At 60.0% G+C, this 23313-nt stretch carries 20 protein-coding genes; 4 read left to right on the forward strand and 16 right to left on the reverse strand.

Going from position 1 to position 23313, the window contains the following annotated elements:
* The first annotated feature begins 41 nt into the window (after nt 1-41).
* Together HX898_RS30025 and HX898_RS30030 are read left to right on the forward strand one after the other, a co-directional pair.
* Nucleotides 42-1091, forward strand: a complete 1050-nt coding sequence (locus HX898_RS30025; RefSeq protein WP_180196545.1) for an AI-2E family transporter — start codon at nt 42-44, stop codon at nt 1089-1091.
* 336 nt (nt 1092-1427) lie between these two features.
* Nucleotides 1428-1853: a CBS domain-containing protein gene (locus HX898_RS30030; RefSeq protein ID WP_017957358.1), complete on the forward strand. Its 426-nt coding sequence runs from the start codon at nt 1428-1430 to the stop codon at nt 1851-1853.
* A gap of 50 nt (nt 1854-1903) precedes the next feature.
* Here HX898_RS30030 and HX898_RS30035 read toward each other — a convergent pair whose 3' ends face one another.
* From HX898_RS30035 to HX898_RS30065, 7 genes are all read right to left on the reverse strand, one after another.
* Complete coding sequence (locus tag HX898_RS30035; RefSeq protein ID WP_246698004.1) at nt 1904-2908, reverse strand: ABC transporter ATP-binding protein; 1005 nt, start codon at nt 2906-2908, stop codon at nt 1904-1906.
* A complete protein-coding gene (locus HX898_RS30040) occupies nt 2908-3885 on the reverse strand; it encodes an ABC transporter ATP-binding protein (RefSeq protein WP_180196547.1) in 978 nt (325 codons plus the stop codon). The genes HX898_RS30035 and HX898_RS30040 overlap by 1 nt, the downstream gene beginning before the upstream one ends.
* Nucleotides 3882-4796 carry an ABC transporter permease gene (locus HX898_RS30045; protein ID WP_130689986.1) on the reverse strand — a complete coding sequence of 305 codons (915 nt, stop codon included), beginning with the start codon at nt 4794-4796 and terminating at the stop codon, nt 3882-3884. The genes HX898_RS30040 and HX898_RS30045 overlap by 4 nt, the downstream gene beginning before the upstream one ends.
* Before the next feature lie 5 nt (nt 4797-4801).
* Complete coding sequence (locus tag HX898_RS30050; protein ID WP_072641174.1) at nt 4802-5776, reverse strand: ABC transporter permease; 975 nt, start codon at nt 5774-5776, stop codon at nt 4802-4804.
* Nucleotides 5777-5906: 130 nt separating this feature from the next.
* The gene (ggt, locus tag HX898_RS30055) at nt 5907-7517 is read right to left on the reverse strand and encodes a gamma-glutamyltransferase (protein WP_180196548.1); all 1611 of its coding nucleotides are present in this window, start codon (nt 7515-7517) and stop codon (nt 5907-5909) included.
* A complete protein-coding gene (locus HX898_RS30060; RefSeq protein WP_180196549.1) occupies nt 7514-8368 on the reverse strand; it encodes an alpha/beta hydrolase in 855 nt (284 codons plus the stop codon). The genes ggt and HX898_RS30060 overlap by 4 nt, the downstream gene beginning before the upstream one ends.
* Nucleotides 8369-8514: 146 nt before the next feature.
* Nucleotides 8515-10089, reverse strand: a complete 1575-nt coding sequence (locus tag HX898_RS30065; RefSeq protein ID WP_180196550.1) for an ABC transporter substrate-binding protein — start codon at nt 10087-10089, stop codon at nt 8515-8517.
* Between the two features lie 193 nt (nt 10090-10282).
* On the opposite strand from HX898_RS30065, the gene HX898_RS30070 reads away from it, so the two are divergent.
* Nucleotides 10283-11047, forward strand: a complete 765-nt coding sequence (locus HX898_RS30070) for an IclR family transcriptional regulator (RefSeq protein WP_171597848.1) — start codon at nt 10283-10285, stop codon at nt 11045-11047.
* 102 nt (nt 11048-11149) lie between these two features.
* On the opposite strand, the gene HX898_RS30075 is transcribed toward HX898_RS30070, so the two are convergent.
* The 9 genes from HX898_RS30075 to HX898_RS30115 form a co-directional block, all read right to left on the reverse strand.
* Nucleotides 11150-12085 (reverse strand): dihydrodipicolinate synthase family protein, encoded by a 936-nt coding sequence (locus tag HX898_RS30075; protein ID WP_180196551.1) that lies wholly within the window; start codon nt 12083-12085, stop codon nt 11150-11152.
* Between the two features lie 25 nt (nt 12086-12110).
* Nucleotides 12111-13064 carry an oligopeptide/dipeptide ABC transporter ATP-binding protein gene (locus tag HX898_RS30080; RefSeq protein WP_180196552.1) on the reverse strand — a complete coding sequence of 318 codons (954 nt, stop codon included), beginning with the start codon at nt 13062-13064 and terminating at the stop codon, nt 12111-12113.
* Nucleotides 13065-14081 (reverse strand): ABC transporter ATP-binding protein, encoded by a 1017-nt coding sequence (locus tag HX898_RS30085; protein ID WP_180196553.1) that lies wholly within the window; start codon nt 14079-14081, stop codon nt 13065-13067.
* An 8-nt stretch (nt 14082-14089) separates the two neighbouring features.
* A complete protein-coding gene (locus tag HX898_RS30090; protein WP_180196554.1) occupies nt 14090-15007 on the reverse strand; it encodes a dihydrodipicolinate synthase family protein in 918 nt (305 codons plus the stop codon).
* An 18-nt stretch (nt 15008-15025) separates the two neighbouring features.
* Complete coding sequence (locus tag HX898_RS30095; RefSeq protein WP_003550548.1) at nt 15026-15904, reverse strand: ABC transporter permease; 879 nt, start codon at nt 15902-15904, stop codon at nt 15026-15028.
* 2 nt (nt 15905-15906) lie between these two features.
* Nucleotides 15907-16866, reverse strand: coding sequence for an ABC transporter permease (locus tag HX898_RS30100; RefSeq protein WP_180196555.1), 960 nt, complete (start codon nt 16864-16866; stop codon nt 15907-15909).
* 71 nt (nt 16867-16937) lie between these two features.
* Complete coding sequence (locus tag HX898_RS30105; protein ID WP_180196556.1) at nt 16938-18536, reverse strand: ABC transporter substrate-binding protein; 1599 nt, start codon at nt 18534-18536, stop codon at nt 16938-16940.
* Nucleotides 18520-19263 (reverse strand): FadR/GntR family transcriptional regulator, encoded by a 744-nt coding sequence (locus tag HX898_RS30110; protein ID WP_003550551.1) that lies wholly within the window; start codon nt 19261-19263, stop codon nt 18520-18522. The genes HX898_RS30105 and HX898_RS30110 overlap by 17 nt, the downstream gene beginning before the upstream one ends.
* A 176-nt stretch (nt 19264-19439) precedes the next feature.
* Entirely contained in the window at nt 19440-20657 is a 1218-nt protein-coding gene (locus tag HX898_RS30115; protein ID WP_180196557.1) for a GGDEF domain-containing protein, read from the reverse strand.
* Nucleotides 20658-21140: 483 nt separating this feature from the next.
* On the opposite strand from HX898_RS30115, the gene HX898_RS30120 reads away from it, so the two are divergent.
* Nucleotides 21141-23312: a TonB-dependent siderophore receptor gene (locus HX898_RS30120; RefSeq protein ID WP_138390374.1), complete on the forward strand. Its 2172-nt coding sequence runs from the start codon at nt 21141-21143 to the stop codon at nt 23310-23312.
* The last annotated feature ends 1 nt before the right edge of the window (nt 23313 follow it).

Here is a 23313-nt window from a genome sequence, read left to right on the forward strand (position 1 = left end):
TCTGTGCTACCATCATCGCGGTCTCGAAGCGGAAAGATCGAATGCTCCTTCAGCGTGTCAGTTTCTATGTGCTTCTGGTCCTCGTGACCATTGCGTTCGTCGCCGTCGTGCTACCGTTCTATTCGGCGATATTCTGGGCAGTCGTCCTCGCTATCATCTTCTTCCCGCTTCACGCCCGTATGGAGGCTCGGCTGGGTGGGCGGGGAAACCTTGCTGCAGCGCTCTCTGTGTTGATCTGTCTCTGCGTCGTGATCATTCCCGGGCTGATCGTCCTCAGTTCACTCGTCCAGCAGGGCAACCATCTCTATCAACGTATGGACAGCGGCGAGATCGACGTCCGGAGCTTTATTCATAATCTGCAGGAAGCATTGCCCTTGTTCCTCCGCGACTGGCTCCGGAGCATCGAGCTGAATGGCGTCGATACGTTTCAGAACCGCGTTTCCTCGGCATTGATGCAGGGCGGCGGTTTTTTTGCCGGACGCGCCTTGAGCCTCGGTCAGAACACCCTGCGGTTCTTCGTCACCTTCGGCGTGATGCTCTATCTCCTGTTCTTCATGTTCCGGGATGGGCGCGCCGTTGCCCGCGCCATCAGAAGAGCGCTGCCTCTCAGCGATGCCCATACCGTTCGCTTCACCTCCAAATTCACTTCGGTCGTTCACGCGACCGTGCGAGGCAATATTATCATCGCCATCATCCAGGGTTCGATCGGCGGCATCGCCTTCTGGGCCCTCGGCGTCGAGCCAGCCCTGCTGTGGGGCGTACTGATGAGCTTCCTGTCGCTGCTGCCTGCGGTCGGCGCCGCATTGATCTGGGTCCCCACGGCCATTTACCTGGCCCTGGCCGGTTTTTGGGTGAAGGCGATTGTGCTGGTTGCGGTCGGCGCCCTTGTCATCGGTCTTGTCGATAATCTTCTGCGGCCGCGCCTGGTCGGCAGGGAGACCAAGCTTCCCGACTATGTTGTCCTCATTTCCACCATTGGCGGCATTTCTCTCCTAGGCATCAATGGTTTCGTGATCGGGCCGCTGATAGCCGCTCTCTTCATCGCCGCTTGGGGGATATTCGTGGAGGAGGAGGGCACGTCGGATTCCTGACGAAGCGGCCGGTGCATTTAACGGTGGCTTCCGGAACTTTCGTCTCCCTGACTGGTTTGATAGATTCGAGCCATCATCATGTTCAATCGACGCCAACCGTAAGGTCGGTTTTCGGGGCCTATTGTTACTATAGTGATCCGAGCAAGCAAGGTGCGGAAAGTGCGCCACGGACTGCCGGCAGAAGTCCAGGCCCTCTGGTCGGATCCTGATAAGCCCCGTTGAAGATGGGTCGAGGAGTGACCAGGAGGAGCGGGCATAAACGGAGCCGCCTCCTTTCGGAACGACTCTCACCGCAACGTTTGACGTTCCGCTAACCGCACAACAGGAGGAAAGACCATGAAAGTGTCAGAGATCATGTCGCGCGATGTAGAAATCGCCAACCCTAATCAGACGATAGCCGAAATCGCGAGATGCATGGCCGACAGGCAGATCGGCTTCCTGCCGGTCGGCGACAACGACCGGCTCGTCGGAACGATCACCGACCGCGATCTCGTCGTGCGCGGGCTTGCCGACGGACTCGGGGGCGATGCAAAGGTGCGCGAAGTCATGTCGCGCGATGTCAAATATTGTTTCGAAGACGAAGATGTCGACGACGTGACCCGCAATATGGGGCAGGTCCAGGTCCGCCGCCTTCCCGTCGTCAATCGTGACAAACGCCTAACCGGCGTCATCTCGCTCGGCGATGCGTCCCTGGCGGACACCGCTGCAGCGGGAGCCGGGTTGAAAAAAGTGTCCCGTCCGGGCGGCGCTCATGCACATTAGAACAGGGATGATGTTAGGCCTGAAGCAATCAGCGATCCTATCGCTTGAGATCATTCATCGTTGAGGTGGCAAGCCGACAAGTGCCCCGGTGCAATTTCCTTTTTCACCGGCACTTCCACATGACAGCGGTCCATCGCAAACGGGCATCTCGGATGAAAGTGGCAGCCTTTCGGCGGGTTTATCGGGCTGGGGAGTTCGCCGTCGACGGGCTTGAACTGCCGCTTGCCGGGTTCGATGCGCGGCACTTCGGCCAAGAGCGCTTTCGTGTAAGGATGATTGGGCCGTCTGAAAACCTCCTCGACGGGCGCCTCTTCGACGATGCGGCCGAGATACATGATCGCAACACGGTCGGAAATATGTTCCACGACGCCGAGATCATGGCTGACGAACAAATAGGTCAGGTCGAGCTTGTCACGAAGTTCCATGAACAGGTTGATGACCTGTGCCTGGATGGAAACGTCGAGCGCCGCAACGCTTTCGTCACAGACGAGGAATTTCGGCTGCACGGCGAGCGCGCGCGCAATATTGACGCGTTGCCGCTGGCCACCGGAAAACTGGTGCGGGTATCGCTTTTTCATGGCCGGGTCGAAACCGGCCAGCATCAAATATCTGTCGACATAGGCGTCGCGTTCCGTCGAGCGGGCAAGCCCATGCGTTCGAGGCGCCTCCCAGATAAGCTGCTCGACGGTCATGCGCGGATTGAGAGCCGCCATCGGGTTCTGGAAAATCATCTGGCTGGCGAGACCAAACTGATGCTGCTCGCCTTTCGACATGGCGCTTCGATCCATCCCCTTCCAGAGAATGTGGCCCTGGCTTGGTGAGGTGATCCCTGCAATGGCGCGGCCGAGCGTCGACTTCCCGCAGCCGCTTTCACCGACAAGGCCGACAACCTCTCCGGGCCGAATGCTGAGGCTGACATTATCAAGCGCGTGAACGACAGGCGCCGGTTTGGCCAGTTTGAGCTTGAGCGCGATCTTGGCGGCGAGGTCGGGTTTGGCTCCGAAGCGCTGCGACACGTTCCTCGCTTCGATCAGGGGCGCGGCGGTCGCCGTCATCATGCTACCTCTTTCGTTACGGGATGAATGCAACGGAAGGAGCGATCGCCTTCCGGCATGAGCGCCGGCATGACCAGACAGCCGTCGGTTGCCCGCTCGCAGCGCGTACGAAAACTGCATCCCTGTGGGAGCCGGTTAATCGCCGGCGTCATGCCGCGGATCTGGTGAAGGGGCTCTCCGCGTCTGTTTTGCGAAGGAACGGACGCGATCAGACCGGCGGTGTAGGGATGGTGAGGATCGGTCAGAACCTTGCCCACCGGTCCGGTCTCGACGAGGCGGCCGGCATACATGACGGCGATCTCGTCGGCCAATCTTGAAACGATAGCCAGATCGTGGGTGATCCAGATCACCGCCGTATTTCCCTCTTCCGTGAGTTTCTGGAATTCGGAAATGATCTGGCTCTGGATCGTCACATCAAGCGCCGTTGTCGGTTCATCGGCGATGATGAGGTCCGGCTTGTGAAGAAGCGCGATGGCAATTGCCACGCGCTGGCGCATTCCGCCGGAAAACTGATGCGGATAGGCGGCAAGCCTTTCTTCAGGGCTTGGTATGCCGACCAGCGCCAAAGCATCCCGCGCCCGCTGCCGGGCGGCATCCTTCGAGACTCGCTCGTGTGCCTGGACGGCTTCCACCATCTGCGTTCCGACCGTCAGGACCGGATTGAGCGTCATCATCGGATCCTGGAATACCATGGCGATCCGCTTGCCGCGCAGCTGCCGCATCTCTTCGTCCGAATATTTCGCGATGTCGGCGCCGTCGAAGATGACCCTGCCGCCGACAACCCGGCCGGGTTTATCAAGGAGCCGCATGATCGAAAAGCCGGTCACCGACTTTCCGGATCCGGATTCTCCCACAAGACCAAGGACCTTGCCGCGCTCCACCGTGAACGACACATCATTGACGGCGCAAAGGCTGGGGCGTCCCCTGCCGCCGCCGAATTCGGTGACAAGATTGCTCACTTGCAGCAATGGGGTCATGACATGTTCCTCGGGTTGAGGACATCGCGCAGCCGGTCGCCGACGAGATTGATCGCCGCGATCGTGACCAGAAGCGCAATGCCGGGAAAGAAGCTGATCCAGTAAAGGCCTGTCAGAAGATACTGGTAGCCCGTCGAGATCAGCATGCCGAGCGAGGGTTCGGTCACGGATGCACCGAGACCGAGGAAGGACAAGGTTGCTTCGAGGCCGATTGCCCGGGCGATCTGCATGGTGGCGATGACGATGACCGGCGCAAGACAGTTCGGCAGCAGGTGCCTGAAGAGGATGCGCCATCCGGGCAGGCGCAGCATCCGGGCCGCCTCGATATATTCCTTCTCGCGCTCGACCAGAGCGGTGCCGCGGACCGTGCGGGCATAGGTCGCCCACTCGGCGATGATCAGTGCGATCACCACGTTGGGCACGCCCTTGCCAAGCACGGCAAGCATCATGAGCGCCATCAAGATGGTGGGAAACGACAGCTGCAGGTCGACGAGCCGCATCATAGCGGTTTCCGTGCGCCCTCCCATGTAAGCTGCGAACAGTCCGGCTGAGGTTCCGATGATGGCAGCGGCGAAAGCCGACAGAACGCCCACCAATAACGACGTGCGCAGCCCATAGAGGATGCCGGACAGGATATCGCGGCCCTGGCTGTCGGTACCGAGGTGATAGACAAGCCCGGTCATGGATTCGGACCCCGGCGGCAGTCGTCCATCCATGATGTCGAGCTGCATCAAATCATAGGGATTTTGCGGAGAGATCCATGGCGCGAACAGCGCCAGGCAACAGATGATCACCAGCGTGAGAAAGGCGATCGCCGCTGCCGGAGAGCTGAAGAAATCCGCGATCCCTTTCGACAGACGACTGGGTTCGGGCGTTGGAGCACTTGTGTCTTGCGTGTTTGGTTCGGCCATGAGGGTCAAGCCTTTCCTTCCAGCCGGACCCGCGGATCCAGAAGGGTATAACAGATATCGATGATGAAATTGAGGACGACGAAGAGCAGCACCATCATCATCAGGTAGGCGACGATGACGGGGCGATCGAGAAGGTTGATCGAGTCGATGATGAGCTTGCCCATGCCCGGCCAGGCAAAGATGCTTTCGGTGACGACCGAAAAGGCGATCAGTGAGCCAAACTCGAGACCGATGATGGTCACCACCGGGATCATCAGGTTCTTGAGAACGTGCACGGAAATGATCCGCCGCTCTCGCAATCCCTTGGCGCGGGCGAACTTCACATAGTCCTGAGGAAGGACCTCCTGTACGCCGGCGCGGGTCAGCCGAAGAATGAGCGATGTTTTGAACAGAGCCAGGTTGAAGGCCGGCAATAAAAGGTGCCGGATGCCGTCCCCGGTCAGAAACGACCATTGTGCGCCAAGCAGCTCCTGCGTCGGGCCGCGGCCATTCGTCGGTAACCAGCCGAGCTCGACGGAAAATACCATGATCAGCATGAGGCCGACCCAGAAGGTCGGAAGCGAGAAGCCCAGAATCGAGCCGCTCATGATGAGCTTGGAGGAAATCCGATTGGGGTAGAGCCCTGCATACAGCCCAAGCGGCAAGCCGAACAGCAGCGCGATGCCGAGAGCCGTGATCGCCAGTTCGAGCGTTGCCGGGAGACGTTCGAGGATCAGACCCAGCGCCGGCCGGCCATAAACGAAGCTGTTGCCGAAGTCCCCGTGCAGAAGCCCTTGGAGAAACAGCAGATATTGTTTCCACAGCGGCTGATCCAGGCCGTAATGCGCGATGACGAGTGCCCGCTCCGCCTGATTGGCGTCCGGGTTGATGAGGATGTCGACCGGGTTGCCAATCACATTGACGCCGATGAAGACAATGATCGTCATCGCGACAACGACGAACAGCGCCTGTATCAACCGCCTGATAATGGATGTGACCATTGAACCTCTCCCTACAGCGCCGCGCATCTTTTCGAGAGCCGCAAAGGACGCTGTAACACTTTGAATCGACGTCTTTGTTTTTACGCACGTCGTTGTCGCAAAACCGCTGCACACGTTTGCGCGACATGCATTAGGCGACGGAGATCGCCATCCCGTCGCGCTGTGGATCGGCCGCGCCTTTCGAGATGCCGCCGTCAATCTTGATCGCGTGGACTGCGGCGAACGCATATGTCTGCGGCGACCGCGCCACCTGGTAGCCCTGCGCCCGCAGCTCGTCTTCGACAGAGTGTCGAATGCGATTGCAGATGTCGATCGTGTTTGACACCCCTACGATCCTTGGCGCCGAGACGGCTTCGAGCACGGACATGTCGAAATCGATCATGTTCATCAGGCATTGCGCAACGGCGGGCGCGATATAGCTGCCGCCTGGCGCTCCGATGACGATGCTGGGCTCGCCGTCCTTGAAGACGATCGTCGGTGCCGCCGAGCTGGGACGCCGCTTGCCGGGCGCGATCGAGCCGGGCTTGCCGGGAAGCGGATTAAAGCGGCTCATCGTGCCATTGTACATGAAGCCGAGGCCGTCGGTGATCGCGCCCGAGGGACTGCCGAGGGTGTGGGTCATCGCGACGGCATTGCCGTCCTTGTCGATCACCGAGATGTGCGTCGTGTCGCGCTGCGACTCATCAAGGCGCGATACGCTGGCGATCTCACCCGCCTTGATTGCGCGGGCATGGGCCTTTGCATGCTCTTTCGACAGCAGCTTTGAATAGGGCACGTCGACATAGGCGGGATCGCCCATATGCGCGTCCTTGTCGATCGTCATCCGCTTCATCGCTTCGAACAGGATGCGGACATGATCGGCGCTGCCATGCTGCAGCGAGCCGACGTCGAACTGCTCCATGATATGCAGGAGTTCCAGCATCGGGAAGCCCGAGCCTGGTGGAGGCGAGGTGGCGATGCGGTGGTCGCGGTAGTCGCCCCAAACCGGCTCTACCTTCGACAATTCGTAACGCGCCAGATCCTGCTGATCGATCAAGCCGCCATTTGCCTTGAAATCGCTGGCGATCTGTTCGGCCAGTTCGCCGTGATAGAAAATGTCCGAGCCGCCGCTTCGCGCGATGCGTTCGAGGGTCTCTGCCATGTCCTTGTTGACGAGCAGGTCGCCGACATTCTTGAGCGTGCCGTCGTCGTGGAAATAGACTTTCCGACCCGTTTCAGAAAAGCGCAGCTTGTCGAGCGTGTTGGCAAAACCGTCATTCGACTGGTCCTTAGCCCAATACCACTGCATGTGGTTTCGGATCATGAAACCGTTGCGGGCAAGGCGGATGGCCGGCTTGATGAGATCGGCCCAATCGAAGGTGCCGTAGTCGCGCAGCGCAGTCTCATAACCCTTGAGCGAGCCGGGGGTGCAGACGGCAAGGTAGCCGATATCGGAAATATTGCCTTCAAGCACATAGCCGAAGCCGTCGCGGCTCTGGTGCTTGATCTTGTCGAGCCACATATCCGGCGCGGCCTTCAACGGCGCGCGCGCGTAAAATTCGAGGATCTCGTGCACGCCCTTTTTCGGCATGTAGACATGCATGGAGCCGAAGCCGCCGATGCCGGCCATCTGCGGGTCGACCACGCCTTGGACGAAAGCACAGGCAAGTGCTGCGTCGATGGCATTGCCGCCGCGTTCGAGAACTTCCGCGCCGGCTTCGACGGCCTCCGGCTGAGGCGCTACGATCGTTGCATTTCTCATTTCGCGCGCCGCTCCTCCAGCACCTTGGCCAGGAAGGCCTTGACGTGACCGAGAACTTTCATCCGGTCGTGAGAGACGCCCGGAACACGATCGAACGTCACATCGACACCCGCTTTGCGGAATGAGCTCGCCAAGGCGGCAAGGCGCTCGGGCCGAGTTTTGCCGGCGTCGTTGGCGCCATCCATATAATATTTGCCGCCCGGTTTATGGGTGATTTCCCAGGTCTCCAGATCGGCGTCGCCAACGATCATGTGCACCGGCACCTTGGCGAGATCTTCGGGCCGGAAGGACTTGCCGAAGCGCGCTTCCAGATCCCGAATGCCGACCCACCAGTCACACGTCGGATCCAGAAGGGTGACGGAACCAGGTGCGCCGATCGATGCCGCCCAGAGCTTTTCCGGATGCAGGATGGTGAAACGATGCACGAAATGCCCGCCGCCGGAGAAGCCGAACATGGCGAATTTAGACCAGTCCTGGCGGTATTTGTCGGCCATCTCCGCGACCATGGCAAGGACGACCTGATCGTAGCGGATGTCGCCTTCCTCAAGAAACTTGTAGCCGGAACGCGCACCGTCGCCGAGAACGCCAACCGGGAAGATCGGGCAAAGGATGGCACAGTCGTTGTAGAGCCCGAATTCGGCAAAACCGTCGCGGAAGTCGATGGCCGACGTGCGCCCGGTGCCGTGGACCGCGACCAGGAGGTCGAGCTTGCGGCCGTCCGCCGCCGTCGGTGGCACATAAAGCACCATATGGAGGCGGGGATCGGCCTGAGAGGCGAAGATGGCCGTCTGGCCATAGTCATAGATGGCCTTCGCCCGGGCGACGGCTTCGCCCGTTCCAAGTTCCTGCATGAATGTCTCCTGGGAGATGAAGAAAGGGACGGCCCGGTGCGGCCCCATGCTGCTGTTTTAAACCGCGTCGCAGCGAGTGGATCGATGCGACGCACTTCAAATCTTTATTTGTCCCAAAACCGCTGCACGCTTTTGGACCAGATGCATTAGTCCGCCGGTTTCACGTCGTAAGCGAGCGTATATTTGTCGCCGCGCGGGGTGTAGGACACGGTCTTCTTTGCGCCCAGCACGACGTTTTCGTAATGCATCGGGAGGAGCCAGAGGTTGTTGAAGGTCTCGGTCGACAGTTCCTCGAGAAGGGGCGCGCGTGCAGCTTCATCGAGCGTCGAACTGGCCGTGGCCAGCACCTCGTCGATCTTCGGATCGGATACGCCGCCGCCATTATATCTGCCGGTCCCTTTTTTCTCGTCGCGCGTGGCGACCAGCGCAACAGTCGGATTGGTGGTTTCGCCGGTGTTCACACCCCAGGAGCCGAAATAGGTGCTATAGGTGCCTTTTGAATAGGCTTCCGAATACATCGACCAGGGCAGGACCTCGACTTTCGATTTGATGCCGATGCGTGTGAACATCTGGCCGACCGCCTGCAGAACTTCAGCGTCCTTGACGTAACGGCCAGAGGGGCCATGCAGGGTCAGGCTGAAGCCATCGGGATAACCGGCCTCGGCCAGAAGCGCCTTGGCGGCGGCGGGATCATAGCCCACCTTCTCGACTTTGTCGGAATAGCCCGCATAGCCTTGGGTGACGAATTGGTCGGCCACCGTGCCGTTCTTCTGCATGACGCGGTCGACGATTGCCGGCCGGTTGATCGACATCAGCATTGCGCGACGCACCCGTTCATCCTTGAGCGGGTTCTTGTCGAGATCGGAGCCATCCGCAGCCTTCACGAAAGGCGAAACATCGCGGCTGACATCGAGGCCAAGATAAACGAAGCGGGAAGATAGGCCGTTGATGACTTGCAGATTATCGCTCGCTTCCACGCGTGCCATTCCATCGGCAGGAAGGGTTTCGACAATGTCGATCTCGTTGGAAAGAAGCGATGCCAGGCGGGCGCCGTCATCGGGCAGGAAGCGGAGCGTGACGTTCGACCAGTGCGAGGGGCCAGCGAAATAGCTGTCATTGCGCTTCAAGGTCAGGTTGCTGCCTGGCGAATAGGAGACGAAGGAATAGGCCCCGGTTCCGATTGCACACTTGCCGTTGTCGAAATCCTGGACCGGCGCCTCCTTGCAATCGGCGCTGATAATGCGAATTCGGCTGACGGAATTCAGCAGGATCGGATCCGGAACCTTTGTCTGGACGACGATGGTATAGGGATCCGTGGCCGTGACATTGACAATATTGCGGGTGTAGGAAGCAAAGCTCTGGCTGGGCTTGTCGCGGGCACGCAGAAGCGACGCAATGACGTCATCGGCATTGAACTCGCTGCCGTCATGGAATTTCACGCCCTTCCGCAGCTTGAATTCCCAGTGGGTCGGGTCGACGACCTTCCATTCGGTGGCGAGTTCCGGGGCATTTGCCGACGTTCCCGTGAGGTTTATGAGGCTGTCCCAGATATGGCGCGAGGTCGCATTGTTTGGCGCCGAACTGTCTTCATGGGGATCCAGCGTCGTTGGCGTCGTCGACATCCCGATCGTCAGCGGGGTTTCCTGTGCGGCGACCATTGCAGGAATAGCGATCGTTCCGAGCAGCCCGATCGCTGCCCGCGTCAATATTTTTGCGGCCATTTCTTCCATCCCGGTTTAGCGTTTTTGGGCCGACCTTGCTTGGTCGGTACGAGCGGGTTCCCGTCCACTCTTGACACAAATTGGTAAGGGGGCCTCAAGGGGGCTGTCAAACGGAAAACAAGCGCGTTACGGTAGGCGTAACTTGAAACTATGCCAATCCTTCAGCCTCGGTCGCGGAGAAAATTCTGGTCCCATGGACAAAAGACAATCATCAAAAAGCGATATTGTGCAATCTGTTGATGTCTGCATCGACGTATTGCTGAATGTCGCCAAAAACCCGGACATCAGACTGACTGAGGTGGCGCAGAACCTTGGGGAAACCAAGCCGAGAATTTTGCGCATGTTACGCACACTGGAACGGCGCGGCCTAGTGCGGAAGAGCGATACAGGCACTTATCGGCTGGGGACGACTGCGATCATTCTCGGGACTGCGGCCTCGACACAGGTTGATCTGGTGCGAATAGCCAATCCTATTCTTGAAGAAGTCGGCCAGAAGGCGAACGAAACGACCCAGCTCAGGATCATCGACAATGGGGAATCCCTGTGCATTGCAAAGTTCGAACCGATGCGTGACTTGCGGGTTCAGGCGATGATCGGTCGAAGGCGGCCGCTCACGGCCGGCTCGTACAAGGTGCTTCTCGCCTATCTCCACCCCCAGGTGCAGTTGCAAATGATCCCCGAGACTTTGCCGCGGCTGACCAAGCGCACGATCACGGATCGTGGCAAGTTGGTTGCTGAATTGGATAAAATCCGCCGCCAGGGATTTTGTGTGAGTTATGGTGAAGTCAGCGAGCAACTCGTTTCCGTCTCAGTGCCGGTTCTGGCATTCGACGGATCCGTGATCGCCGCGGTGAATGTCGGCGCCCCGGCCTTTCGCACGCAAAAAAGCGATGTCGATCGCTTCATCGTTCTGCTGAAGGAAGCCTCCAGCAAGATATCGGCTCGGCTGGGATGGTAGAGCTTTTCGTTCTGCGCCATCGGGCCTTGTCTCTTCGGTTCGGCGCCCATCAAGGCGAGCCAACGCAGCTTGTTTCGTGCCAGGCCCGTCCTTTGAGCAAACTCAGGGGAAAAGATCGGGGAGTTCGGAGCGTGCGATGCGTTGCAACCTGACCGCTTCTGCCATGTCTATCGAGCGGTAGGGAAACCGCAAACGGGTGCCCACGGGTCCCCAATTGCCGATCGCACTCAAAAGCTTGTCCAGAGCGGCGTTCGAATAGCCGAATTCCTGGCGAAACGGGACGATATGCGCGTCCATAAACGTGCAGATGCGTCGCTCCAGATCGAGTCCGGCGTCGATATCGTTTCGCATCGAGACCGTCCAGGTCTGAGCACCGCGGGGACTGAGGCAGGCCACGTTTGAAAAGGAGCCTGCTGCCACACCTTCCTTGGTGCCGGTTGCGAGATGATGGCCTGGGACGAAGAGCGAAAGCCCGGACAGATGCCGGCGTGCCTCGGCATACCAGGAGGCGTCGCCATCGGCGAGCTTGATGCCGATCACCTCAGGCACTGCCGCGCAGACCATGCCGAGCTCCCTTGGCGCCAGCACGCGTTTTGCATGCGGCGGGTTGTAGAGGATGAGCGGAATGCCGTCGGCAGCCTCGGCCGCTCGTGTCAGGAAGTCGATCGCCTCGGCATCGGTGAGCGGCCACCAGTCCGGCAATATGACCTGAATGGCGCGGGGGTCGAACACGGCGGCGCGGCGGACGCGATTGAGCATGATCAGCGGGTCGGGCTGGCAGGCGCCGATCACGAATGGCGTTGAAGATGCCTTGCAGCGTTCGGCCAGCATTGCCTGGATCCTGTCGAACTCCACCTCCGTCTGATTGTGAAATTCGCCGGCAGTGCCGTTCGAATAGATACCATCGACGCCGGCATCGATGAGGATGTCGATCTCTTCGCCGAGCTTGTCGAATTCGATGCTGTCATCGGCCGCGATCGGTAGAAGCAGGCTCGCCCAATTTCCGCTGATGGCGGGATGCGGCGTCTTCGCAGTCATCTTTTTTTCTCCGATGGATGACGGATCAGTTGAGGTCGTCGCGAATGCAGGCCTTGAAGTGGCCGGGCGCGGTTTCCCGCAATTGCGGAACGGCGCCAGCGCAGGCCTCGAGCGCGCTCGGACAGCGCGTGCGAAAGACGCATCCGCTCGGCGGATTGGCCGGACTTGGAATATCGCCTTTCAGGATCTGCCTGTTGCGGCGGGCATCCGGATCGGGCGATGGAATCGCCGACAGCAGCGCGCGCGTATAGGGATGCTGCGGTCTCGCATAGAGATCGGCACTCGGCGCGATTTCCATGATGCGGCCGAGATAGAGCACGATCACCCGATCGCAGATATATTCGACGACGGCCAGGTCATGCGAGATGAACAGCATGGTCAGGCCAAGCCGCTGCTGCAGTTCGCGCAACAGGTTGATCACCTGCGCCTGGATCGACACGTCGAGCGCCGAGACCGGCTCATCGGCGACGATGAATTCGGGCGACAAGGTCAACGCACGGGCAATCCCGATGCGTTGGCGCTGGCCACCGGAAAATTCATGCGCGTACCGATTGATCGCATCAGCAGGCAAGTCGACCTGGGCCAACGCCGACTGCGCCCGTTCGAGCCTGTCGCGGGCGGTTCCGATCCCTTGGATCTTCAGACCTTCCGTCAGGATCTCGCCGATCGTCATGCGCGGCGACAGGCTGGCGAAGGGGTCCTGGAAAATATACTGCATGCGCGGCCGTTGCCGTCTGAGCGCGGAGGCGGAAAGTGCTGTGAGTTCCGTCCCGTCGAAACGGACGCTGCCTGACGACGGCTCGACGAGGCGAAGGACGGAACGCCCGATCGTGGTCTTTCCGCTGCCGGATTCGCCGACAAGCCCGACGACTTCACCCTTGCCGATATCGAAGGAGATGCCCTGGAGAATGTTCAGCCGCGTGCCACGGGAGGTATAATGTTTCGAAAGGTCGCGGACGGAGAGCAGCGGTGCGCTCATCTAGATCTCCTGCCATCTGATGCAGCGGCTGCGGTGCTGCGGATTGACCTGTTCGAGCGCGGGAACGGCAGCGCGACAGGCTTCGATCGCGAATTTGCAGCGCGGGGAAAAGGCGCAGCCGCTCGGCATGTTCATCAGGCTCGGGACCATGCCGGGAATGGCCGCAAGCTTTTCGCCGGCCAGCTTCATCCGCGCGGCATCGCCAAGGCGCGGCATGGAGGCGAGGAGGCCCATCGTGTAGGGATGCTTCGGATTGCGAAACACTTCGCCGACCGGCCCTTCTTCGACGATCCGGCCGGCATACATCACAGCCACGCGATGGGCGATTTCGGCGACGACGCCGAGATTGTGGGTGACGAAGAGCATGGCCATGCCGCGCTCGCGCTGCAGCTTGAGGAGCAGGTCGAGAATCTGCGCCTGGATCGTCACGTCGAGCGCGGTTGTCGGCTCGTCGGCGATCAGCAGCGCCGGATCACAGGCGAGCGCCATGGCGATCGTCGCGCGCTGGCGCATGCCGCCCGACAGTTCGTGCGGATATTGGCCGGCGCGGCGCCGGGCGTCCGGTATGCCGACGCTTTCAAGCAACGCGACGGCTGCGTTCATCGCCGCCTTGCGGTCGGCACCGCGATGGATGCGGATTGGCTCGGCGATCTGATCGCCGATGGTGAAGACGGGATTGAGGCTCGACATCGGCTCCTGGAATATCATGCCGATGTCGTCGCCCCTGATCCTGCGCATGCTCTCTTCGTCGAGGGAGACGAGATCTCTGACCACGCCGTCGCTGGTCGCGAGGCGGATGCTGCCTGCGGCGATCACGCCGATGTTGCGGGTCAGCAGCCGCATGACCGACAGGCTGGTGACCGACTTGCCGGAGCCGGATTCGCCGACGAGCGCAAGCGTCTCGCCGGCGGCAACAGTCAGGTCGATATTGTTGACCGCCGTGATCTCGCCGCCGCGGATGCGGAAGATCGTTCGCAATCCCCTGATGTCGAGTACGGGTTCGGCGGTCTGTCCCATCGGTCGGCTCAGTTCAGCAGGCCGGTAACACGCAGGATCTCGTCGATCCGCGCCGTTTCGGCATCGTTGAGGGATGCACGCGGCCGCGGCATGACAGCGGAATCAATGATGCCGAGGCTGCGCATGGCGGTCTTGAAGGCGCCGATGCCGGCTGCGCCGCCGCTGACCCGGCCCTGCGCGACCCAGACGATTTCGAACAGGCGGCAGAGGCGCTCCTGCTCCTTCTTCGCGGCGACCCAGTCGCCGCGCTGGGCAGCATCCCAAAGGCGGACATAGCCGTGCGGATCGACATTGGCGATACCGGGAACGACGCCATGGGCGCCCATCAGCAAGGCAGTGTCGACGACGATCTCGGAGCCGGTCATCAGGAAGACGTCCTTGTGCTCGGCAAGATCGAGGAGCGCATAGCGGAAGTTGCCGTCGTCGCCGCTGGAATCCTTGAGGCCGATAATCGCGCCTTCCCTGGCGAGCGTGACGACGGTCTGGCGCTGCAGCTTGACGTGAACGCAGACGGGAATGTCGTAGGCGACCAGGGGAACATCCACCGCGTCGCGGATGTAACGGAAGTGGTCGAGGATCTCGGACTGGCTGGTGACGGTATAGAATGGCGCCGTCACCACGACTGCATCGGCGCCGGCCGCCTTTGCGACCTTCGCATGGGCGATGACGCGATCCGTGGTCGGATCGATGACGCCGACGATCAGCGGCACCCGACCATTCACCACCTTGGCCGAATGTTCGATGATGTCCCGCCGGGTCTTTTCGTTATGGAAGATCACCTCGCTCGTCGAACCGAGCACGAATACGCCATGGCAGCCGGCATCGATCAGATGCTCGAGCACGCGTGTATAGGATGGGTAGTCGATGGTGAGATCCGGATTGAGCGGTGTTACGACGGGGGGGACGACACCCTTGAATTTGGTCATTTTCGCTTCTTTCGATTGTCAGTTCAGTTCGGCACGCGGGTCGAAGGCATCTCTGAGGCCATCGCCAATGAAATTGATTGCAAGCACGGCAAGGATCAGCGCCGCGCCGGGGAAGAGCCATTGCCACGGATATTGTTCGAGCACCGCGGTCGAGCGGGCCGCGTTCAGCATGTTGCCCCAGCTTGCCGCCGGCGGGGCGATGCCGAGACCGAGAAAGGATAGCCCCGCCTCGAGCAGGATGGCATTGGCGATCTGAAGCGTTGCATAGACCACGAGGATATCGATCGAGTTCGGCAGGCCGTGGCGAAAGAGCAGATGTCCGATGCCGGCGCCCATGCCGCGGGCGGCCATGACGAAGTCGCGTTCGCGCAATTCCAGCAGCCGCGAGCGGATCATGCGCGCAAGCAGCGGCCAGGAGAGCAGCGAGATGACCAGCACCGTCGGCCAGATGCCGGTGCCGGCAATCGAAGCGAGCACAAGCAGGAAGATGACGGGCGGCAGGGTCATCACCAGATCGACGAAGCGCATCGAGACGGCGTCCGTCCAGCGTCCTGCAAGCGCCGAGATTGCCCCGAAGAGAAACCCGATGACTGCCGAAAGCGCGGTCGATGCGACAGCGACCAGCAGCGAAATCCGGCCGCCCTCGAGCACGCGCGCGAAGACGTCGCGGCCGACGCCGTCGGCTCCGAACCAGTGCGTTGCCGTCGGGCCGCTATTCATGGCCAGAAGATCGATGTCGTTCGGCCGGAAAGCCCACCATAGCGGATAGGAAAGGATCAGCAGCAGCATCGGAATGGCAATGCAGACGCCGGCAACGGCTGCGCGATTGAGCAGAAACCGACTGAAGGCGCGGGCAAGTGGTCCGGGGCTCCGGCGTTCGGAAGAGCGTGCCAGCATGATCAACCCACCTTGATGCGCGGGTCGACGACCGCATAGGTGATATCGGTCAGAAGATTGACGACGATAACGCAGGTACCGATGACGAGCGTCGCCCCCATGATGACGGGGTAGTCACGGGTCTGCACGGCATCGACGAGCAAAAGCCCCATGCCCGGCCAGTTGAAGACGCTCTCGATGAAGATGGCGCCGCCGATTGCAAGTCCGATGGTGGAGCCGATCAGCGTCACGATCGGAAGAAGCGCATTGCGCAAGGCATGCTTGGTGATGACCCAGAACTCGCGAACGCCCTTGGCGCGGGCCGTGCGCACGTAATCCTGGTTCAGGACTTCGAGCAGCGAAGCGCGCATGTAACGCATGATCAATGCGGCTTGCGCGACAGACAGAAGTGCCGCTGGCAGGATCAGATGGTGGAGGAGGTCGCCGAGCGAGAATTCCTCGCCCGGCGTCAGCATGCCGCCTGATGGCATCCAGTGCAGACGAACGGAGAAAATATAAAGGCCGATCAGCGCGCTGAGGAAGGCCGGGCTGGAAATGCCGGCAAGCGCAATCACCGACAAGGAGAGATCGGCCAGCGAATTGCGGCGGACGGCGCCGATCACCCCGAAGGTGATGCCTGCGACGATGGCAAAGGCAAGTGCGGTGCCCATCAAGAGCACTGTCGGGCCGATCCGTGACAGCACTAAACCCAGAACCGGCTGATCGAGACGCTTGATCGAATAGCCGAGATTGCCCGTCAACGCCTGTTGCAACCAGCCCAGATACTGCGCGGGCAAGGGCTGATCGAGCCCGAGGCTTCTGCGCAGATCGGCAAGGTCTGACGGCGACATCGGCAGGTTCGGATCGATATAGGCATCGATCGGATCGCCGGGTGTCAGGCGCAGCAGCAGGAAGATCAGCATGCTCAGGGCGACGAGCATGCCCATTCCTATGATCAGGCGTCTGAGACTGTATTGGAGCATCGGCAATCCGTCTTATCGAGCCGTCTTGTCAGGGTGGCCGAAGCCACCCTCAAAGCTTTCGCGGAAAACGCCTATTCGGCGATCGACCATTTCTGTGGGTTGGCCTGGTAGGGGCCGCCGCCAGGCGCCGGCGTCCAGACGAAATCCTTCACCTTGGTCGAGACGATGCCGTAGCGGTTTGCCACCCAGAGGGTCGCCCAGGGCAGGTTGGTGTTCATCACCTTGCAGACGTCCTGGTAGGCGGCATCCCGCTTGGTGCTGTCAGGCTCGGCCAGCGCGGTATCGAGCGCCTTGGTGAGGTCAGGCATGCGAACCCTGGCGACATTCGGTCCGGCCGGAGGGATCTGCTTCTCGTTAAGGCCGACATTGATGCTTCCGGCATCCGGCCCGTTCTGCAGCCCGGCATAAACCAACTGGAACTGGGCAATGTCCGGCGTCGCATTGAGCACGATACTGTTATAGGTCGGGGCATCGACGGCGCGCGGGACGATGTTGATGCCGACCTGGGCAAGCATCGCCTGGACTGCGGCAAGCACGTTGGTGGCCAGCGGCGTGGTGTAATAGGTCAGAAGGGTGATCGGCTTGCCGCCATTGATCTGGTCCCAGCCGGCTTCCGTCAGCAGTTGCTTGGCCTTCTCGGGATCATAGGCATAGCTGTCTATGCCCTGGGGTATCATCTGGTCGGCGACATAGGCGCAATTGGCTGGCTTGGCCGCACCGCCATAGAGGCTCTGGATGATGGCATCGCGATTGATCGCGTACATCACCGCCTGGCGGACGCGCACATCCTTCCAGAGCGGGGATTCGTGGTTGAAGCCGAGATAGTTGACGACGAAAGAGTTGCCTTCGATGACCTGGAAGTCCTTGTTGTCCTTGAAGGTCGGCACGTCGTTGGAATCGACATAGGTGAACTGGATTTCGCCGGATCTCAGCGCAGCGATTGCTGCGGCCGGGTTGGCGAAATAACGATTGATGACACGTTCCAGTGCAGGTTTGCCACCGCGATAATCGGTGTTTGCGGCAAGTTCGACATATTGATCCGAGACGTATTTGGTGAATTTGAACGGACCGGTGCCGATCGGAGCGGTGGACCACCAGGTATTCTTCGCTAATTGGTCGGCCGGAATCGAGGAGAGCGCATGCTCGGGCAGCATCATCACCTTGGTCATCGTGTCGGGAAAACTGCTGCTCGGCGCGCTGAGCTTGATGACAACAGTGTGCTCATCCGGCGTCTCGACCGACGATATGCCCTTCAGCCGGGCAGCGAGCACCGAGCCGGTTTTCGCATCCATAGCAAGGCCCATGGTGAACTTCGCGTCCTTGGCGGTGAACGGTTTGCCGTCATGCCATTTGGCGTCCGTCAGCTTGAACGTGTAGGTCATCTGGTCGGAGCTGACCTCGTAGGAGCTTGCCAGCGCGCCGACGACCTTCTGCAGCTTCTCGTCATAGGTGATCAGCGGTTCGTAGTAGACGCTGAGCCAGGTGAAGCCGGCGGTCGCGGCGAGCGGATTGAAGTTGCCCTGGAAGCCTCCGGGGCCGACATCGAAGCCACCCGACAGCGTGGCTGCCTGAGCCTCAGCTGCTGCGCCCGAAACGACAAGAGCCGGAACGGCAGCCGTCGACAGCAGAGCGCCAAGCGCAATAACGGATAATCTAGACAGTCTTTTCATGTGTTCCTCCCACGTTTGAACTTGTCTTGTTGTTGGCAATCACCCGGGCGATGCCCTCGTAGTGACGATCCAGGCGCCTGCGCGCCTCCTCCAGATCTTTTGCCTCAATCGCATCGACGATCGCGGCATGGTCGCGCCACGTCGCCATCGGATCGGCATTTTCAAGATTGACGAAATCCGATGCCTTGTAGAAGGCGAGCCAGAAGACATCGATCAGCCGCACGAGCGTTTCATTGTCCTGGCAGCGAAACAGCAGTCGGTGGAACAGCTGGTCGTCTTCCGCAAAGGTTTCGCCCCGCTCGGCATGGGCGCGCATCCGATTGACCGTGGCGCGCAGCTCGGCGATGTCCTCCTCGCCGATCACGTCGATCGTTTTGCCGATCAATCCCACTTCCAGCGTACGCCGGATTTCGAGGACCTCCTCGATCTGCCGCAGGGCGCCGCCGAGGCCGTAAGCGAGGTTGTCGAGAAGCGGCTCGAAGGAAAAGGCCTTCACGAAGATGCCGACGCCGCGCCGCGTCTCCAGCACGCCGAGCGATTCCAACGCCTTGATGCCTTCCCTCAGCGAATTGCGGCTGACACCGAGCTGGGTGGCAAGCTCTCCTTCCGCCGGAAGCAGGGTTCCCGGCGCAAGGCCATTGTCGTCGATATAGGCGCGCAGACTTTCCTGCACGGAGACATGCAACAGCGGGGCGCGCGTCAGCGGCTTCATCGATTTCAATGTCATGCCCCGGTCACTTTCCCGCATCGTCGATAAGATGGATGTTACATATCGACTTGTAGGATATCTGTCAAATGGGCAAGCTCGGACGGTCGACACCAAACCGGCTCGAAGCCGTTTAAGGCGGTCGTTTTTGGGCACCAGAAGGACAACAGGAACAGCGTACTTTTGCTGGAATTACTTCATTGGAGGCTTTGATCGACCTCTGGAGAATGGACCACGACCCGGTTGCGGCCGGTCTTTTTGGCAAGGTAGAGGGCCGCATCCGCTTGGCGCTGCATGTGCTCTGCTGACACGAGTTCACCGTTTTGCATCAATATCGCTATGCCGATGCTGACAGTGACCCAGGGACCGACGCGGGAGGTAGGATTTGGAAGAGACGCAGCTTCCACTCGGCTGCGAATTCTCTCAGCGACCAACCCGGCCTCTTGTTCATCGGAGCTTGGGAGAAAGACGAGAAATTCTTCGCCTCCGTACCGGGCGACCTGGTCCCGCTCGTCTCTCATGCTGCTCTGAATGATGCCGGCAACTTTCACCAGGCAACGGTCGCCTTCGGCATGTCCGAGATTATCGTTGAGATGTTTGAAGTCGTCGACATCGCACATCAGCATCGCCGCGCCGCTCGTTCGTTTAAGGTCCTCGTTCCAGAAATGATTTAGCGTTTCCATCATCGAACGCCGGTTGGCGACACCCGTCAGCGGGTCGGTCCGCGCCAGCAATTCCAGCTGCGAGTTGGCGTCGGTAAGCGCCGCGAGCCGGCTTCGATCTCGTAACTCGAGCAAGAAAGTCTTCTGAGCGAAGATGGTGGCGGTGCGTCGGGCAACGATGGTTGCCGCCACCCCGCTGGCGAAAAACAGCGTCCCGGCCAGAGCACTTCCCACTTCGATGCCCGGATTGCGCACCTGAAACACAAGGTAGATACCAAGGGCGGCAGCACCGATCGCCATCGCCCAACCGAGTGGAACGGGAAATATGATAATGGCAGTGACGGCCACAAAAAGCATGATGGTCAAATGCCGCTCATAAAACTCGCCACCGGTATTGACGCCCACCAAGGCGACCGACAGGAGAATGAGAAAAACAGCAGAGAGGAGGAAAACTCCCTGCACCCACAAAGCGTGCGGCCGCAGGAAGGCTATCGCGGCGACAAGAGCCGCGGGGGGAAGGATAGACGCTGGCCAAAGCATCGACATGACCGTTTCAGCCGGAAGCAAGATCGCGTTGAGGCCCAACGTCAGGACGTCGAGCACGATAACCCAAACCATCCACGCGCGGATGATCTTGGCAGTCCGCGGCCAGGAGCGTTCGCCAAAAAGCTGAGTCAGCTCGCCATTGAGGCGGATATCACGCGTGCGTCCACCAAGCAGGCGCTCGACTTGCTCTACAATGGCCGGGCTCAACCTCTGAAGAGGTTTCCGCGAAGACGCCCTTACCGATTTGATAGGAGCTGTGGTTCGCTCGGTATCCATGTGTCGGATCTAGGGAGCAGACGGTCGGAGACAAGACGAGCCGCGAATTCCGCCCCGAAAGACGATATGCTTGCCCTAATGATTTTGGACCACTTCACGACAGTATGTTGTTAAGTGTGTCACATCGGTTCAAAGTCTCACCTGTGCCGGGCCAAATTTACGGTTCGCCCCATCAAAACCTGCAGATTAACAGTCGTCTCGGTCCGCACGTGATCTCTCGCACGACAGAATCGCCTGCGTTGGCAATTTACCCGCACAGAACGTTACGGGCCTCGATGCTGAGTGCAACCCCTTCGGGAGTGTTGGGGGCGCAGATTTTATCGATTAAAAGGTGACTAAAATAATCATCTTATGTTGACAAGGCCAATTTCGCTCCATAGGTTCCGCCCGCATCCGTGGCGTAGGGACCAAGCAATGGCGCGTGTTTTTTTGAATGTTTCTAATAATGTATCGCGAATTTATAGAGATAGCCTGTTTCTCACGACAGCGATCGTCCTGATCGGAAGTGCAGCATCGCCGGCTTCAGCCCAGAGCGTATCCGGAGATGCTGGCGCCACAACGCTGGAACCGATCGTCATTCAAGGCGCATCCTCTGATAGCAAGACCGACCGGACGTCCGTTGCCGCCAAGAACAGTTCGGCTGCGACCAAGATCAACACGCCGCTCGTCGAGACGCCGCGTTCGGTCTCGGTGACCACCGAGAAGGAAATCGAGCAGCGTGGCGCCCAGAGCATCATCGAGGCCGTGCGCTATTCGGCCGGCGTGACGACCGGGCCGAACGGCTTCGATCCGCGCTTCGACCAGATCTACATTCGCGGCTACAACGCCACGACGGTCGGTGACTATCGTGACGGCTTGCGCCAGCCCTACATCAACTACGGCACGTTCCGCACCGATCCCTATCAACTGCAGCGCATCGAGGTGATCAAGGGGCCGGTATCCGTTCTCTACGGCTCGGGATCGCCGGGCGGCCTCGTCAACAAGATATCGAAGCTTCCGACCGAAGAGCCGATCCGTGAAGTGGGTGTTTCCTACAGCACCAAGGATCGGGCTCAAGCGATGTTCGATTTCGGTGGGCCGATCAGCGAAGATAACGACGATTTCCTCTATCGCATCGTCGGCCTTGCCCGCCGCGGCGACACCAATTTCGATATTGCCGACGACCGCTACTTCCTGGCGCCGTCCTTCACCTGGAAACCGGACGAGGGCACCTCCTTCACGGTGTACGGCCTAGCGCAGGCCGACGAGACCGACTCGAATGTCGGCGCGATCACGACCTCGGACGGGAGGATCCTCGACATCAGGGCGAGCGATCCCGACTATGACTACCAGAAGGTCAAGCAGCAGCAGGTCGGCTATCAGTTCGAGCATGAATTCGACAATGGCCTGACATTCCGGCAGAACCTGCGTTATTCGCAGCTCGATCTCAAGGCTCGCTACCTCGGCGTCTTGAGCTGGACGGACACTGTTGCGCATCGGTACCCGAATTCGATCCGCGACGAGATGAACGTCTTCCAGGTCGACAACCAGCTCGAGGCGAAGTTCGATACCGGCCCGCTTGCCCACACGATGCTGTTTGGGCTCGACTACACCAATCTCCAGTCGAGTTTTGGCTATGGCCTCGGAGCCGCCGATCCGGCATTCGACTTCGATATCGCCAATCCGACCTATGGAGTCTCGGGCGCTACCCCGGACTATAATTTCTTGGCTTCCGATGCCGATATGCGGCAGGTCGGCATCTACGCCATGGACCAGATCGAGGTCGGAAACTGGCGTTTCAACCTCGGCGGCCGGCAGACCTGGGTGAACCAGACGCGAGATGCGACCTTGCCCTCGGTCAGCTCGGAGGAGGTCGACAAGAATGCCTTCTCCGTACAGGCAGGCGCGCTTTATCTCTTCGACAACGGCATCGCGCCGTTCGTTTCCTACGCCACCTCCTTTGATCCGGTCACCAACCGGTCGAGAACCAACACAATTCTTCCGCCGACGAAGGGTGAGCAATACGAGCTCGGCGTGAAATACCAGCCTCCCGGCTCCGACATCCTGCTGTCGGCCGTCGCCTATCACATCGTCGAGCAGAACAAGCCGAGGCTCGCCGATCCGCTGACCTTTGCCTACGACTCCCAGGGCGAGGTGACCGGAAAGGGCATCGAGCTTGAAGCCCGCGCGGCAATCGCCGACGGTCTCGATATCATTGCGGCCTACACCTACAACGACTCCGAAGTGACCGGGGGCAACAATGTCGGAAATACTCCGGCCATCACCCCGACCCATATTGCCAGCCTTTGGGCAAACTACACTTTCCAGGAAATCAATCCCTTCAACGGTCTGTCGGTTGGCGCGGGCGTGCGCTACATCGGTGAGACTTGGACGGATGTGGCCAATACCTCGAAGAACCCTGCGACTTTCTATGTCGATGCATCCGCCTCCTATGATTTCGGCGCAGTCGACAAGAAATACGAGGGCCTGACGGCAGCCTTTGCCATCCGCAACATCGCCGATGAGCGCGAAACAGTTTGCGAAGAGGGCTTTTGCTATCTCGGCCAGGGCCGCAACATGACCGGCACCCTGAAATACCGGTGGTGAG

The organism is Rhizobium sp. WYCCWR 11128 (genome assembly GCF_013416305.1).
GTDB classification, from domain to species: domain Bacteria; phylum Pseudomonadota; class Alphaproteobacteria; order Rhizobiales; family Rhizobiaceae; genus Rhizobium; species Rhizobium indicum.